15 protein-coding genes are annotated in these 15,480 nt (G+C 65.7%); 6 read left to right on the top strand and 9 right to left on the bottom strand.

Annotated elements, in window-relative coordinates; genetic code table 11:
• Nucleotides 1–60: 60 nt before the first annotated feature.
• From M1D40_RS16540 to M1D40_RS16550, 3 genes are all read right to left on the bottom strand, one after another.
• Entirely contained in the window at nt 61–609 is a 549-nt protein-coding gene (locus M1D40_RS16540; protein WP_461169522.1) for an acyl-CoA thioesterase, read from the bottom strand.
• A gap of 17 nt (nt 610–626) precedes the next feature.
• Nucleotides 627–2,057: an HNH endonuclease gene (locus M1D40_RS16545; RefSeq protein ID WP_461169523.1), complete on the bottom strand. Its 1,431-nt coding sequence runs from the start codon at nt 2,055–2,057 to the stop codon at nt 627–629.
• A 239-nt stretch (nt 2,058–2,296) separates the two neighbouring features.
• Nucleotides 2,297–3,010, bottom strand: coding sequence for a hypothetical protein (locus tag M1D40_RS16550; protein WP_461169524.1), 714 nt, complete (start codon nt 3,008–3,010; stop codon nt 2,297–2,299).
• Between the two features lie 525 nt (nt 3,011–3,535).
• On the opposite strand from M1D40_RS16550, the gene M1D40_RS16555 reads away from it, so the two are divergent.
• On the top strand, nt 3,536–4,624 hold the full coding sequence (locus M1D40_RS16555; protein WP_461169525.1) for an SMP-30/gluconolactonase/LRE family protein: 1,089 nt from the start codon (nt 3,536–3,538) through the stop codon (nt 4,622–4,624).
• Between the two features lie 263 nt (nt 4,625–4,887).
• Here M1D40_RS16555 and M1D40_RS16560 read toward each other — a convergent pair whose 3' ends face one another.
• Together M1D40_RS16560 and M1D40_RS16565 are read right to left on the bottom strand one after the other, a co-directional pair.
• Entirely contained in the window at nt 4,888–5,346 is a 459-nt protein-coding gene (locus tag M1D40_RS16560) for a DoxX family protein (RefSeq protein ID WP_461169526.1), read from the bottom strand.
• Nucleotides 5,347–5,355: 9 nt separating this feature from the next.
• Nucleotides 5,356–6,531, bottom strand: a complete 1,176-nt coding sequence (locus tag M1D40_RS16565; protein ID WP_341395119.1) for a M20 metallopeptidase family protein — start codon at nt 6,529–6,531, stop codon at nt 5,356–5,358.
• Nucleotides 6,532–6,678: 147 nt separating this feature from the next.
• On the opposite strand from M1D40_RS16565, the gene M1D40_RS16570 reads away from it, so the two are divergent.
• The 4 genes from M1D40_RS16570 to M1D40_RS16585 all read left to right on the top strand — a co-directional run bounded on the left by M1D40_RS16570 (nt 6,679) and on the right by M1D40_RS16585 (nt 11,166).
• Nucleotides 6,679–8,079, top strand: coding sequence for a sensor histidine kinase (locus M1D40_RS16570; protein ID WP_461169527.1), 1,401 nt, complete (start codon nt 6,679–6,681; stop codon nt 8,077–8,079).
• A 108-nt stretch (nt 8,080–8,187) separates the two neighbouring features.
• On the top strand, nt 8,188–8,943 hold the full coding sequence (locus M1D40_RS16575) for a response regulator (protein ID WP_461169528.1): 756 nt from the start codon (nt 8,188–8,190) through the stop codon (nt 8,941–8,943).
• 112 nt (nt 8,944–9,055) lie between these two features.
• Entirely contained in the window at nt 9,056–9,937 is an 882-nt protein-coding gene (locus tag M1D40_RS16580) for an ABC transporter ATP-binding protein (RefSeq protein ID WP_461169529.1), read from the top strand.
• Nucleotides 9,934–11,166, top strand: coding sequence for an ABC transporter permease (locus M1D40_RS16585; protein ID WP_461169530.1), 1,233 nt, complete (start codon nt 9,934–9,936; stop codon nt 11,164–11,166). Before M1D40_RS16580 ends, M1D40_RS16585 begins: the two co-directional genes overlap by 4 nt.
• Here M1D40_RS16585 and malQ read toward each other — a convergent pair.
• The gene (gene malQ / locus M1D40_RS16590; RefSeq protein ID WP_461169531.1) at nt 11,163–13,343 is read right to left on the bottom strand and encodes a 4-alpha-glucanotransferase; all 2,181 of its coding nucleotides are present in this window, start codon (nt 13,341–13,343) and stop codon (nt 11,163–11,165) included. The two genes, M1D40_RS16585 and malQ, sit on opposite strands and share 4 nt — an antisense overlap.
• Nucleotides 13,344–13,401: 58 nt before the next feature.
• The gene (locus tag M1D40_RS16595) at nt 13,402–13,731 is read right to left on the bottom strand and encodes a DUF6221 family protein (RefSeq protein ID WP_341395113.1); all 330 of its coding nucleotides are present in this window, start codon (nt 13,729–13,731) and stop codon (nt 13,402–13,404) included.
• A 124-nt stretch (nt 13,732–13,855) separates the two neighbouring features.
• Between M1D40_RS16595 and M1D40_RS16600 the strand changes: the two genes are divergently transcribed.
• Nucleotides 13,856–14,101, top strand: a complete 246-nt coding sequence (locus M1D40_RS16600) for a hypothetical protein (RefSeq protein ID WP_461169532.1) — start codon at nt 13,856–13,858, stop codon at nt 14,099–14,101.
• A gap of 37 nt (nt 14,102–14,138) precedes the next feature.
• Here the strand turns inward: M1D40_RS16600 and M1D40_RS16605 are convergent, their stop codons facing one another.
• On the bottom strand, nt 14,139–14,897 hold the full coding sequence (locus M1D40_RS16605) for an SDR family NAD(P)-dependent oxidoreductase (protein ID WP_461169533.1): 759 nt from the start codon (nt 14,895–14,897) through the stop codon (nt 14,139–14,141).
• A gap of 150 nt (nt 14,898–15,047) precedes the next feature.
• The gene (locus M1D40_RS16610; protein ID WP_461169534.1) at nt 15,048–15,347 is read right to left on the bottom strand and encodes a hypothetical protein; all 300 of its coding nucleotides are present in this window, start codon (nt 15,345–15,347) and stop codon (nt 15,048–15,050) included.
• Nucleotides 15,348–15,480: the final 133 nt, after the last annotated feature.

Genomic DNA, 15,480 nt, shown 5'->3' on the forward strand with positions numbered 1-15,480 from the left:
CCGGGCAGGCGGGCGATATGCGTCTACCCGGTTTTGGGCACCGGATGCTGCGGGCCGGAATCAGCTCCAGGTGTGGGGAGCCGGACGGCGCGTGCTCGGCAGGGCGCTGTCCTCCCGCCACTGCCGAATCCACTCGGGCAGCTCGAGGTCCGCCGGCGGCTGGACGCCTGCAGCCTTAAAGATCTCCTCGTTGCTCACCGGGCCCTTCTTGGAAACGAAGCGCGCGGCGATGTACGCGCGGGCGTAGATCTCGCCGTCGGCCACCATCCGCTGCTCGATGTAGCTGGCCCGCTCGTCGAAGCCGATGACCTTGGTTTCGATCGCGTAGCGCTGGCCCAGTTCGAGCGATTTGCGGAAGCTGATGGTCTCATTGCCCACTACCGGGTTCCAGCCTTTTCGGCGCATTGCCGCCCAGAAACCGCTGCGAACCATGAGGTCGAACCGACCCAGATCCATCAGCGACAGATACATCCCGTTGTTGAGGTGCATGGCGATGTCGATGTCTGTGGGGAGCACCCGCATGGGCAGCGACGAAGTGTCGAAGAAACCGATTTTGGGTCGCCGGCGGGAGCGGAAGAGGACCAGGAGGGTACGAAGGAGAAGGTGCATGGACGCTATATTACTGGTCAGTAACTTAGATGTCCTGCAGTGTTACAGGCTCCCGGCAATGGCGGAGCAGTAGAGCGGTAAGAATGGCCCGTCGGGGTGCGCGTCTCCACCGTGTGTCCGCGGATTGGCCTTGCTGCTGCAGGTTCGACGGCAGGGAGGGCGTCGACGGTGCGCGTGGTCCAGCCGGGCGCTTCCTTGGCCTGGTTGCACGCCTCGCAGAGCCCCTGGAGGTTCTCGGCACTGGTTGCCCCGCCGTCACGGACGGGGCGGACATGGTCGTAGTGCCGAATGGGTGCCCCGCACCACGGCATCCGGCAGGTCTGGTCCCGGGCGGCGATGAACCGGGCCATGCCCTCGGGCACCAGTCTTGCCCTGGAGTCCATGCCCACCAGCTGGTTGCTGCCGGGAGCGGTGTAGAGCCGCCGGAGCCAGGTTCTGGCGGTCTTGTCCGGAGGCGCGTCATCCGCACCGGCCTGACCGAATCCCTTACCGGAACTCCCGCCGGCCACCGCCCCGTTCCCGGTATTGCCCCCGGCACCTGCCCTGTTCCGGACCAGATCCCGGGCGAACTGCGCCGGAACCACCCCGTAGCCGGGCAGGACAGCCGGTTCCGCGGATCCGGACAGCAGGGCCCGGTCCGTCATGATCAGCTGCACCTCAACCCGGACATCCTCCGCCCGAGCCTGCCCGGTGGTGCGTTCCACGAACGTATCGGCCATGATCTGGCCCTTCGACCGCGGATCCCCGCTTGCCCGTAGCCGGTCCGCTTCCCGCGTCAGCGCCGCATACACCCCCACGCCCTGGGCGACCGGCAGCAGGGCCGTCACCCACGTCATGGTGTCCGGCGCCGGGCGGCAGGACACAAACCGCTCCGAGACCGCATGCGCGGCACGCTTCACCACCGCATGCGGATCCAGACCATAGGAGAGGGTCTTGATCTTCGCGATCAGCTGCCGGTCCCCGAGCTGCTCCAACTCACCCTGATCCCCCGCCACCAGCTCATCAACGCACTGCCGGTCGGCCAGGGACAGGCAGGCGGTCTCCCGGACCAGGATCGTAGCCCGGTATTCACTGATCACCCCGATCGTGAGGGCGTGGAGCGTATGGGGCATTTCCGCGGTGAGGATTCGTGCCAGGCCCAGCATCCGGGTCCCGCGGTTGGGTGACTCGCGGCGGGCGAACCCGATCTGGGCACCGACGCCCTTGCCGAGCTGGTCTGCTTTCAGTCCCGCTGCCGCCTGCGCCTGCCGAGTCACCGAGTCAAAGAGAGCCGTTGCCCTGGCCTGGGCCGCGGACGCTGCTGCCTTCAGTTCCTCCAGCGCCCGGATCTGATCTATCAGCCCGGCAAGCAGCGCACTTTCTGCTGCGGCGGGCTCCCCATGGCTGCCGGCGCGGACAAGTTCGGACGCCTTGGCATCTTCCTGGGTGTCCTTCCGGGGCTCGTACATGTGTTCTATTTTATGTGATCAGGATCGCAAATTGTCGGTCAGAGCGATTATTCACCTACTGGACTTTTTCCTGCTGATTACCTGGGTAGAAAGTGCCAGCGACTCCAAGGAATGATTAGCCTTTACCGATGACAGCAATACCCGAATGCCCGAGGCATCGGGGCGTGGCGGACTTCCACCCCTGTTCCCCCAGTTCGTCCAGCGGGCCGGTCGTGACTCCAGACCTGTACGGGACGTGCTTATTGCTTTTCCCAAGTGCCGCAGCGAGCCGATTTAAAGTCCTGACCCTCGGCCAGCGTAACCACTGGGTGCCCGCCGCCCGGAATGTCGTTCTCGAGAATATCCGCGCCATTGGATCCACTGCGGTAGACGCCCCAGTAACAGTTGGACCCAACAGGCTGTGATGCACGGTAAGTTCCAGGCGCTATATCTGACCCCACAACCCACGTTCCATCGCCCACGGTATTGGCTGCCTTGGTCTTCTCTGCTCCGCTTACCGCATCTTCACGAGCCTTGACCGCTGCTTCGGCCGCCGTCAGTTTCTCCTGGGAAGTGACGGCAGCCGCCTCCCGCTTCTCGACGTCGGTTTCCCTCTTTCGAATGCCGCTCGCCATGACGTCATAGTCTTTTTGAAGGGTTTCATAGTCTGATGTGACCTGTGCCAGTTCTGACTCGGTTGATTCTTTTGCGGATTCCACGGCCGCATACTCTTCACTGTCGGTCGGATCCACCAAGGCGGCCCCCGATACACCGCCACCGACAAGGAGAGCGGCCGCGGCCAGAGCCAGTACCCACACCTTGCCGTTGCCCTTCCTTTTGGAGCGGTCGCCTGAAGCGGCAGCCGACACGTCCGGCTCCGGCGGCGCAGGTGGCCCGGACGGAGGTAGTCCTGCGGCAGCACCCTTCGGGTCGCCCTCCCGAACCACCTGTTGCTCGAGTGGATTGTAGGTCACAGCATTGCTCCTATGCGTCTTGCTATTTCAATGACAATGTTTAGCCCACTGCCCGGACGGGTAATCCCAGCCGCCAGTGAACCTGCATTGCCGGCGACGGTGCCGCAATCCGCCGGCTGAATTTACAGCGGGACCAACTGCCTGAAGTTTTGGCTTCACTGCAGGGGGCGACAATTCGCCGGCGTTTCTACGCGACATGATTCATTTCTGATGAACGACAAATAAGCATTACATACGAAACGGAAGCCGCCTCTCACTAGGCGGGTAACTGATTCCGTTCCAGCTGCTACCACAGCGGTGAAAAAGGCCATGCCTGCATCACCAAAACCCGCCACCCTAACGACACGGGCAAGGTTCGGTTGGTGGCACTTGGGCATTTTTGCCACAGCAGCAATTGCAGGGCAACCACCCAAACTAGTTAGGATGATCCTAAGCACTTTGGGTGGCCGCGCTTTGCAGCCTGCGAAGGACTGCGCGCTATTTGGCCACCCGAAGGACCCCCACGTCCCGTAACGGAGCACCGAAATGTCACAGCACCCCCGAAAGACGCAGCGCGCCCATCAGTCCACTCCGATCTGGCGCGGAGCAGCAGCCCTGGGGTTGATCGGTGCCCTCGTCGGTTGTGCAGGCCAGGCCGCCCCGGCAACTTCCCCGGAGAACGGCACGGAGAATGACACTCAGAACACAGCCGCGAAAAACACCGCCGACATCACCGCCGAAAAGGTCCTTCAGGTCAGCGAGGTCCACCCGGAAACGGGCATGACCCTGCTGGAAGGACCGACCTTCGGCCCCGACGGCGGCCTGTTCGTCGTCGATGTGACTGCACCTCCGGGAGATCCGAAAGTCCATAAGATCGACGTCGAGGAAGGGACCGCCGAAGGGATTTACACCGACGACGCCGGTGTCTACACCTCGGCGCAGTTCAGCCCGCAGGACGGCCGGCTGTACCTGACGGACTTCCTCGGCGGAAAGGTCACCAGCATCACCGCCGAAGGCACCGATCCGCAGACATTCTTCGCGGGCAACGTCGAGGGAACCCCAATGAAGCTCGATGATCTGGCCTTCGACGAGGACGGCCATCTTTTCGTCAGCGACACCACCGGACATGACGGGCCGGCAGAAGAGGCACAGGGCAGGATTGTGCGGATCGACAAGGACACCGCCGAACCGACTGTCCTGGCGAAGGATCTTCCCGCACCCAACGGAATCTCCTTCACCGAGGACTTCAAGGGACTGTGGGTCAGCCAGTACTCTGACAACCGCATCGACTACCTCGGCCTGAACGAGGACCGGACCGGTGTTGCAAACTCCCATCCGGGTGTCCATTTCAGCGGCGGCAAGAGCCAGATCGATTCCAACGCCGTGGACGCCGACGGAAACATCTACCAGGCAGTGCACGGCCAGCCGAGCATCTTCGTCTACAGCCCGGAGGGCAGGCACATCGGCACGGTCTCGGTTCCGGCCGACGACGCCGAGGGCCTGTCATCGGCCACCAACGTGGCGATTAAGCCCGGCACCACCGAGGCCTACCTGACGGTCAGCGGCGCCGACGGCGGCTTCGTCTACTCGTTCGAGGCGCTGGGCACCGGCATCCGCCAGTCCAACGGCGGCTAAGCACCGAACCGCCGCACAGGTTCCCACCCTCTGTTGCCTGCTGGTGCTGCCGGGGCCACACCTGCCACAAGGGCAACGAAGAGTGGGAACCGGTGCACGGAAGGCCTCGGGATCCCCTAGAGCAACCGTCGCGCTGCCCCGCGGGTACCGGGAATGGGAGGCTGCGCAGTTCAAGCTGGAGGAGCAGATGGAGATAGAGCGCTGTGCGAGGCGAACACGACGTCGGGAGGAACTCCGGAAGCGAAGGGACAGACCGCCCGCAGCTAGCCCTTTTTCAGCGCAGCACGCACTGCCTTCCAGGCACCGGTGGACCACAGCGCCCAGATCACGAGCAGCGGCTGGAAGAACAGCCGCACCAGGCGGGCACTGTCAGTATCGAGCCCGAAAGCGTCGGTGTGGGTGACGTACTGGGAGATGTTGCCGGGGAAGATGGCAACAAAGAACGCTGCAGCAGCCAGGCCCACCGGAACCCGGCGCCTGCGCAGCAGGATCAGTGCTGCCCCGAGGCTGAGCTCGGCTACCCCTGAAAGCAGCACGACGACGTCGGGGTCCACCGGAACCCAGCCCGGCACCTGGGCCTGGAATTCCTCCCGCGCAAAGGTCAGGTGCGAGGTGCCGGCAAAGGCCAGGAACGAACCCAGCGCGATGGCGCCCAGCCGCCGGCGCTTCGAGGTGGGCGGAGCGGGCCGGGCTGCTGCAGTAATCAGGTTCGCGATAGGCATGGGCACAGACTACGTCAGCCGGTTGTACGCCAGCTGGGCCAGCGCAGCAGCCTGGTCGCCCAGCACGGAATCATCGAAAACCACCCGTGGAGAGTGGTTCCAGGCCACGGTTTCCGGATCCAGGTCCGGCGGCGTCGCTCCCAGGAAAATGAAGGTGCCGGGAACTTCGTTGAGGACCAGGGAAAAATCCTCGGAGCCCATCAACGGATCACGGGACTCGAGCACCCTGTCTTCGCCGAACATTTCCCGCAGCCCGGTGATCGCTTCACGGGTTCGGCCGGCGTCATTGCTGGTCACCGGATACCGCACGGTGAAGTCCACGTCCACGCTGCACCCGTGGGCGGCAGCAATGCCTTCGGCGAGCGTCTTGGATTCCACCACCACCCGGTCCAGCGATTCCTCGGACAGCGTGCGGACGGAGGCGCCCAGACTGGCGGTGTCCGGAATGACATTGATGGCTTCGCCCGCGCGGAGCTGGGTCACGGTGAGCACAATCGGGTCGAAGGCGGAGAACCGCCGGGTGGCCATGGTCTGCAGCGCGGTGGCAATTTCGGTGAGGGCAGGAACGGGGTCGACGGCGGTTTGCGGCTGGGAGCTGTGGCCGCCGGATCCCTTCACGGTGATCCGCAGTTCATTGGCACCGGCCATCAGCGTGCCCGGCTTGGTCCGGAAAACACCCAGCGGACCGGGGCGCACATGGATCCCGTAGGCGGCGACGGGACGTTCCCCCGCGGCGTCGAGTACCCCTTCATCGAGCATCAGACTGGCGCCGTCGTGGCCTTCCTCCCCCGGCTGGAACATGAAGATGACGCTGCCGGAAAGGTCTTCCTGCTGCGCGCTGAGCAGCCTGGCCGCGCCCACCAACCCGGCCACGTGCAGGTCATGGCCGCAGGCATGCATGTTGCCGTTGGTGGAGGCATAGTCCAGATCAGTCAGTTCAAGGACCGGCAGGGCATCCATATCTCCGCGCAGCAGCACGGCCGGGCCCGGCTCGGCACCGCGGAGCACTGCCACCACGGAGGTCGACTTCACGCCGAGCGTGATCTCCAGCCCCAGCCCCTCCAACGCCGCGAGGATCTTCTCCTGCGTGCGGGGCAGGTCATTCCCCGTTTCCGGGTCGGAGTGAAGGGCGCGCCGCAGCGCCACCAGTTCAGGGAGAATCGCCTGTGCTTCGTCAACAAACATGCGTGCAGTCCTGTCGTCAGCGCGGTTTTCGGCCGCCGCCTGGCTGCCGTGTCAGTACCTTGAAGTAAATCACTCCTTCCCCTCCTGCGGCACCCGGTCATCCCTGCGGCGGAGCCGGCAGTGCACACCGGCTCCTAGACTGGCTGCATGATCGAAACCCCCGCCCTCGGCTCCGACACCCGGGACCCCCGGCCCCGCAGTCTTTTCCGGCCGCGTTTCCCCGGCGTCCGGCCGGAACAAAACGGCGAAGACTGGGAGCGGCCCGGGCCCACGCGGGAGCAGCTGCGCCGGGACCTGATCGGCACCGCCGTCGTGCTGCTGCTCAGCGCGGTGGCGCTCGAGAGCGTCCGCGGCGTCGGGTCCATGGGCGCGGAGGACCGCCCGATCTGGCTCCAGCACCTGGTAATGGCGCTGATGGTGCTGCCGCTGGCCGTGCGGCGCCGCTTTCCGGTCACCGTCCTGCTCATATCATCGGCGCTCTTCCTGGTACTGGGCATGTACATGCCCCTTCTCGCCGTCCAGCTCACCTTCCAGGGCGCGTACTTTGCCGCCATTTATTCGGGCGTGGCCTGGGCCCGGAACCGCCGCCTGCTGCGTCTGGCCCTGGTGCTGGTGATAGCGGCAATGGCCCTGTGGCTGCTGCTGTCCTTCACCGTCTCCAACTCTTACGAGTCTCTCCTGCGGGAAGTCCAGGAGCAGGAAAACCCGTCCCGCGGCCTGCTCCCGCCGCTGGCTTCCTATGCCATCTACACCTTCCTGCTTAATGCCGCTTATTTCGGCGGAGCGATCCTCTTTGGCATCACCTCCTGGCGCAGCGCGCATCAGCGGGAGCAGCTTGCCCAGCAGTCGGCCCAGCTTGAGGAGCAGGCCACGGAGCTGGCCCGGCAGGCCGTGATCGATGAGCGCCTGCGCATCGCCCGCGAACTGCACGACGTCGTCGCCCACCACATTGCGGTGATTGGCATTCAGGCCGGAGCCGCACGCCGGGTTCTGGAGAAGAAGCCCGCCGCCACCGCCGGCGCCCTGCAGACAATCGAGGCCTCGTCCCGGGAAGCAGTGGCCCAGATGCGGTCCCTGCTGGGCGTGCTGCGGGGCGGACAGGAAACGGCCACCGACTCCGACGGCGGCGCACAGCGGCATCCGGAGCCAGGGCTGTCTGACCTCCCCGCGCTGGTCGCCGAACATGACGCAATGGGACTGCGCGTTTCCTTTCATGAAGCACAGGATCCGGATTCGGTTCTTGACCGCATCCCTGCGCCGCTGGGCCTGTCCATTTACCGGACGGTGCAGGAATCACTCGCCAATGTGCGGCGGCATTCCACGGCAGGTTCAGCGGTGGTGGCGCTGCGCACCGGCCGCTCGGAGAACGGCGAGTGGGTGGAAGTCGAGACGGTCGACGACGGCCGGCCGCGGGCGGGAAGCACTGCCGGCTCGGGCTTCGGCCTCCGGGGAATCCGCGAACGAGCGGCGCTGCACGGGGGAACAGCCGAAATTGGCCCCCGGGCAGGCGGGGGCTGGCGGGTCCGCGTCCGCTTTCCCGTGCGCTGAGCGCTCCCTCTGTTTCCGCGGCTTTACCGGTACGGTAATTGCGGGGCCGGTGGGACCTCAGCCGGTGCCGAGGGGCTTTCCTTGTGCGAAAGGGTGTGAACGCACGCGATGGAACCAATCCGGGTCCTGTTGGCGGATGACCAGGCACTGGTCCGGGCGGGTTTCGCCATGATGCTGTCCGTGGAGGAAGAGATCACGGTGGTGGGGCAGGTGGCCAACGGCCTGGAAGCCGTGGACTTCGCCGCCGCCAATCCCGTGGATGTCATCCTGATGGATGTGCAGATGCCGGTGCTCGACGGCATCAGGGCCACGGAAGCCGTAGTCCAGGCGGGCACGGCCAAGGTGATTATTCTGACCACTTTTGAGCGCGACGACTATCTTTTTGATGCCATCCGCTCCGGCGCCAGCGGATTCCTGCTCAAGAACGCCGATCCGGATGACCTGGTTGCCGCCGTCCACGCCGTCGCCGGCGGCCATGCCCTGCTCGCGCCGGAAGTCACCGTCCGCGTTATTGAACGCTTCGCTCGTCAGCTCGGAGCCGAATCCTCGCAGGATCCCTCAGGTGCCGGCCCCGGTGCGGCCCCCGCCGCGGCCCGGCCTGTTTCCCCGGAACAGCAGAAGCTCCTGGCCTCCCTGACCTCCCGGGAGCGGGAAGTCCTGGTGAATGTTGCCGCCGGATGCAGCAACGCCGAGATCGCCGCCCGCATGTTTGTCGCCGAGGCGACGGTCAAAACGCATGTATCGAACCTGCTCGCCAAAATTCAGGTCCGCGACCGCGTCCAGGCCGTGGTGTTCGCCTACGAATCCGGCCTCATCCTTCCGGGGGAGAGTGCCGCCGGGCCCTCCGGCGACCGGCGTCCCTGACCCGGAAGGATTCACCCGCCCGGCCGATTACCTTTGCTGCTGCCGCCCCTAGGGTTGAGGGAGAAGCTTTCCCCTGACAACACCCGGGATCTCCGGGAAAGGAGCAGCCCCCATGCTGCAGGTCTCCAACCTCACCCGAAAATTCGGGGACAAAACGGCGGTGGATAACGTCACCTTTGACGTCCCCTCCGGGCAGATGACCGGATTTGTAGGCGGCAACGGCGCCGGCAAAACCACCACCATGCGCATGATCATGGGGGTTCTGACGGCAACCGGCGGCGAGGTGTTCCTCGACGGGTCGCCCGTCACCGCCGCCGACCGCGCCCAGTTCGGGTACATGCCCGAGGAACGCGGCCTCTACCCGAAGCAGCCGATCCTGGACCAGCTCATTTACCTCGGACAGCTGCACCGGATGAGTTCGGCAGCCGCGCGGCGCGAGGCCATGGACCTGCTGGAGCGGTTCACGCTTGCGGACCGGTTCAAGGACAAGCTGGAGTCGCTGTCCCTGGGCAACCAGCAGCGGGTGCAGATTGCTGCGTCGCTGCTGCACCGCCCCAACGTGCTGATCCTGGACGAGCCGTTTTCCGGGCTGGACCCTGCCGCCGTCGATTCCATGGTGGAACTGCTGCGCGAACGCACCCGCGAAGGGGTCCCCGTCCTCTTTTCCAGCCATCAGCTGGACCTGGTGGACCGGCTCTGCGACAACCTGGTGGTCCTCAAGGCCGGAAAGGTCATGGCAGCCGGGTCCAGCGAGCAGCTCAGGGCCAGCGCACCCCGCCGGCACCGCCTCACCGTTTCCCCGGACGCCGGCTGGCTCCGTGACGAGCCCGGGCTGCAGGTCATTGATGTAGCCGGGCCAACAGCAGTGTTGGAGTTCGGCGGCGACGCCGCGGCCCAGCGCGTGCTCGGCACCGCCATGGCGCGGGGCACCGTTGAAGAATTCACGCCACTGAGGCCGTCCCTCAGCGAAATCTACCGGGAGGTATCAGCATGAGCACCACCGAGACCCGCCGCCCTGAGTCCTCCGCGTCCCCGCGTCCGGAAGCGGCGGCCAACAACACCCCGCCGTGGGCGATCGTCACCCTGCGCGAAGTCATGGTGAAGGCCCGCGACCGCAGCTACCTGATCTCCACCCTGGTCACCCTGGTACTGATCATCGGTGCCGTGGTGTTCAACGCCTACATGGCCAACCGCGGCACCGACTACACGGTGGCCGTCGCCGGGGCATCCGGGCAGTCGGTGGTGGAAACCGCAGGCGAAGATGCCGGCGCCGATGACAACACCACGTTCGAGGCGGTTACCGCCGACTCACCGGAGGCGGCACGGGACCTGGTCAGCAACGGAGACGCCGACGCCGCCCTGCTGCAGGATTCCGACGGCGCCTGGACCCTGGTGGGGAACGAGGAAATCGACGGCGGCCTCCGCTCCGCAGTTGCCGAAGCACTGCGGCTGACCGTCATTAATGACAACGCCGAAGCGGCCGGAACCACCGGCACGGAGCTGCTGGCCGGCAGCGAGCTCAAGGAAGAGCTGATTGAGGGCAACGCTGAAAACGCCCTGCTGGCCACCGTGGTGGGCTTTGCCTTCAGCTTCCTGTTCTACATGTCCGCCATCATCTTCGGCATGGCCATCGCCAGCTCGGTCCTGGAGGAAAAGCAGAACCGGGTCGTGGAGATCCTGGCCACGGCCATTCCCATCCGTCAGCTGCTCTACGGCAAGGTGGCCGGCAACACCGTCCTCGCCATGATCCAGCTTGCCCTGTACGGCGGTGCCGCCCTGCTCGCGCTGAACCTCACGGATACAGCGGACATGGTGGGAATGATCATTCCTGCCTCCGGCTGGTTCCTGGTGTTCTTCCTCGCCGGGTTCCTCATCCTGGCATCGGCCTGGGCCATGCTCGGCGCCATGGCCAGCCGCAGCGAAGACCTGAACAACAGCTCCACCCCGGTGCTAGCCGTCGTCTTCGCCGCACTGTTTGCCGGCCTGTTCGCCAAGGGGCAGCTGCTGGTGATCGCGTCCTACATTCCGGTGGTGTCCTCGGTTGCGATGCCGATCCGGATGCTCAACACCGAGGTTCCGCTCTGGGAGACGTTCCTGTCCCTGGCTCTCGCCCTGGCTGCGGCCTACGCCCTGCTGCGCTTCAGCGAGAATGTCTACCGCCGCGCCGTGATGCAGAGCGGAGGCGCGCTGACCCTCCGCAAGGCCATGAAGCTGGAGTCCTAGATCGAGCGCTTCATCAGGTCCGCCAGGGAGTTGAAGCGGTCATTGGACGGCAGGTCATCGAGCAGGATGGCCTGCCCGTCCGGCCCGCACAGGGGGATGCGCCAGTTGGGATATTCGTCCCCCGTGCCCGGCTGGTTTTGCGTCTGCCGCTCCCCCACCGCATCGGTCAGCGACACTCCAAGGAGCACCGACGGCGTCTGCAGGATGAAGGAATGCAGGGCCTCGACCGTCTGCTGAATCTTCTCGGCGCCATCGGCCCCGGAATCAGGCAGGAGCCCGCGGTCGCGCACCAGCGACAACAGCGCTTCCTGAGCGGCGGCGTCCATCTCCCGTTCTTCCTCCACCGGACGGCTCAGCAGCCCCAGGGACGCCCGAAGGTCCACATGTTCGCCGGCCAGATAGCCGGCCGCCGGCGGCAGGTCATGCGTGTTCACTGTCGTCAGTGCTCCCTGCCGGTATTCTTCCGGAACGCGCGGACCGGTCTCGGTCTGCTCGAACCACAGAATGGACGTGCCCAGCACGCCCCGCTCCCCGAGGTACTCCTGCACCCAGGGTTCAAACACGCCCAGATCTTCGCCGATCACGACGGCGCCGGTGCGCTCCGCCTCCAGTGCCAGGATTCCAATCAGGGCTTCGTGGTCGAAGTTGACGTAGGCGCCTTCACTTGGAGCCGAACCGGCCGGAATCCACCACTGCCGGAACAGGCCCAGAATGTGGTCCACCCGAATCCCGCCGGCATGCCGCAGCACGGTGCGCAGCATGTCCCGGTAGGGGAGGTAACCGGCGTCGGCCAGCCGCTCGGGGTGCCACGGCGGCTGGCTCCAGTCCTGCCCCTGCTGGTTGAACATGTCCGGCGGTGCTCCCACCGAAACCCCGGGGGCGAGCACCGGCCGCAGCATCCAGGCATCGGCTCCGGCCGGATGCACTCCCACCGCGAGGTCATGCACAACGCCGATGGACATGCCGGCACTGCGGGCAGCGGACTGCACCGTTTCCAGCTGCTGGTCACAAATCCACTGCAGCCACTTGTAGAACAGCACGCGCGGAGCGAGCACGCTCTCGTGTTCCCGCACATAGGAGCTGTCCGGCCCGTTAATCTCCTGCCACTGGGGCGCTCCGGGCGGAAGGTTCTCCGCCAGTGCGCACCACAGGGCAAAGCTGTCCAGCCCCGGCCCTTCCACGGCGCAGAACCGCTCAAACTGCTGCTCCCGGGCAATGCTGCGCGGCACCGAGAAGACCTGCTCCAGCGCTGAAAGCTTGGCCGCATAGGTTGCATCCCGGTCCAGCAGGTCGGCGGAACGGTTCGCCGCGCCCAGGGTGCGTGCCGAATCCTCCGCTTGCGTCCGCGCTTCGTCGGAAAGATAGCTGTACTCGGGGACATCCTCTACCCGGATATAGAGCGGGTTGAAGAACCGCCGCGTGGTGGGAAGGTACGGCGACGGCTCCAGGGGCGGGACCGGTTCCGCAGCGTGAAGTGGATTGATCAGGATGAACCCGGCACCGTGTCCGGCGCCGGAGAGCGCAGCCAGATCCGCCAGGTCGTTGAGGTCGCCGATGCCCCAGGAGCGGGAAGACCGCACCGAATACAGCTGCGCCATCAGCCCCCAGGCGCGGCGCCGCGCCAGTTTCTCCGCCGTCGACAGCCGTGCCGGCGTTACCACCAGGACAGTATCGGCCTGCCCGCCGGCGGATGCGACTTCCAGCCGGTGCCATCCCAACGGCAGGTCGTCCGGAAGCGGTACAAGGGTGCGGCCGGTCAGGGTTCCGTCAATGTCGCGTTCCTCGGCGGGAATCCGGGGCCATTCCAGCTCCCGGCGGCCGCCGCCCTCCAGCGTGATCCATATTCCAACCTCGTCCCCTGCCGCGTCCCCTGCCCCGTCCCCCACCGCAGTGTGGACGGCAACGGAATGGCTCATGCCCCGGCGCACGACGACGGCGCCGGGCAGGGTGCGGCGCCACTCGGAAAGGCGTCCGTCAGCCAGGGAAGCCGCCATCTCTTCTTCGGATCCCGCTGCGACTCCCAGTGCTTCGAGGACCCGGCGCAGACTTTCGTCCGAGACCTCGCGGGGAGAGCCGTCCCAGCCCTTGAACGTGGTGACAACGTGATGGTGTGCGGCAAGCTCGCGCAAAAGGGTGCTGCTGCCGGTCGCCTGGTCAGGAGAATTCGCTACAGTCATGACAGCTAATCTAAGGCGTGCCGCCCCCGGGTGCCCAGTCTGCAGCGGCCCGGCGCGGTTAGCTGCGTTTCTCGGTGAGCCGCCAAACGTCCTGGTAGTCGGGATGATCCTGGTACGCGGCGGCCATGGCCGCCAGTGCCAGGGTGGTCCACTCCAGCTCGTCTGCAAACTGCTTGCCCTGGCCGTCCGCATCCAGAACCATCCGGGCCAGTGCATTCCGCCTGGCGCCGCCGATGATTTCAATGAGCATCAGCTTGGCTTCGCATTCGCGGAGCAGCCGTTCCTCGTACCACCGGTCGGAAGGGGAAACGCCCCGGGCCGTCAGGAGCTTGCGGGACTCCGCGGCATCGTCCTGGAAGCGGGTCAACAGGAAGTCCACGATATCCATGGTCCCGATCGTACGCCGGGGCAGATCACGGCGTCAGGCACACTGCCCCAAAAGCGCGTGCGGAAGGCGGGAATAACTTCCCGGCCCGTTTGGTTGACATAACTAGTCAACAGAAAGAGAGTCCGTGCCACCGGTCAGCATGCCCAGTACGCCCACACGTTCGAAGGTTGCCCGCCCCAAGCGGGTCCGTAATATCCGTTCCATCCGCCGCGGCGACCACGTTGAAGTCCGCAGCGGCAGCGAGGTCTACTACCGCGGAGAAGTCAGGGATACCGCACCGGGACTGGGAACCCTGTGGATCCGCGAAGATGAAGGAAACCGCATCGCAGTCAGCGTTGAGGACTTCACCATCTGGAAGGTCCCGGCCTAGCCCCCGTTTTTCCCGGCCCGGCGCTCATCAGTCCAGCTCATCGGTCCATCAGGGCGCCGGCGCTGATGTTCAGCGTAGCGGCCGTCATGCTGGCAGCCTTGTCAGATGCCGCAAACGCCGCCGCATTCCCCACCTCTTCCAGGGTCGCCGCCCGCTTGAGCAGCGTGGCATCGACGATGCTGTTGGCGATGTCTTCCCGGCCGTCCATGGCTGCCGGAAGGGATTCGGGAATTCCGCCGCTGCGAAGAGTGACCACGCGGATGCCGTGTTCCCCGAGCTCCACCGCCAGCTGGCGGCGCATCGCTTCCATGGCCTCAAACGCCGTGATGAGTCCGCCGAAGTAGTTTCCGGGACTCGGATCTCCCGATCCGCCGAATACCAGAATGACCCCCGACTGCTGCCGCATCATGTGCCTGGCGGCTGCCCGGGCAGTCAGAAACAGAGTCTGCACCGCGGTGGAAACCGGGCGCAGGTAGCCCTCCACATACATGTCCACCATGGGCGAACCCTGCACATCGCCGTGCTGGATGACGTTCAGTGAAATATCCAGGCTGCCGGCGGCAGCGGCAACATCATCGGCATGCTCATCCACCGCCCGGGCGTTGGTGGCGTCCAGCAGAGCCGTCTCAACCAGCCCTCCGTCCGCGCGGATGTCCCCGGCAACGGCCTCCAGGCTCTCCGGACTGCGGCCGGCCAGGAAAACCCGGGCGCCTTCCCGTGCGAAGGCCCTGGCCACCGCTCCCCCGATTGATCCGCCGCCGCCGTAGATGACGGCGGTTTTCCCGTTAAGCAGCATGTGAGCCTCTTCGGTCCGCTGTGGCTGTGGCTGTGGCTGTGGCTGTGGCTGTGGCTGTGGCTGTCAATGATGGCACTGCCGCCCGGCCGTGCACAGGGGTCCGGGAGCACGCCCGTACCCCTGTGCACTTGTCCTTTACGCGCTGGCTTCTTACCAGCGCACTTTTTTCTCCCGCCGGCCCTGCTTGCCGTTGGTGTGCGTGGGCTTGTGGTCCTTGCCCAGGCTCTGCCAGCCGGGAAGCGCGTTCTCCGCCGCCATGGCGGCAGCCGCCTTGTCCGACGCCTCGGCTGCCAGCTTGGCGGCTGCGGCGGGGGCAAGACTGACCGCTGCCTCCAGCGGTGCGTCCGACGCCGGCAGCACCGGCGAGGAAACGGACGCGGGGGAAGAGGAACCGGACAACGGGGAGTTTCCGGGCAAAGGCTTAGCGCGGTTTTTCTTGTTTTGCGTCATGGTGGTCTCCTGACATGCAGTACGGGCCGGGAGCTTCGCTGGGTATGGTGCGGACGATGCGTCCTGAAAACATCCGGCATCAGCGGCCGCCGCCACTGTTGAAGCGGCGGCAGCACCTGCAGCGGGATGGTTG

The sequence above is a fragment of the Arthrobacter sp. Z1-15 genome, assembly GCF_054792395.1.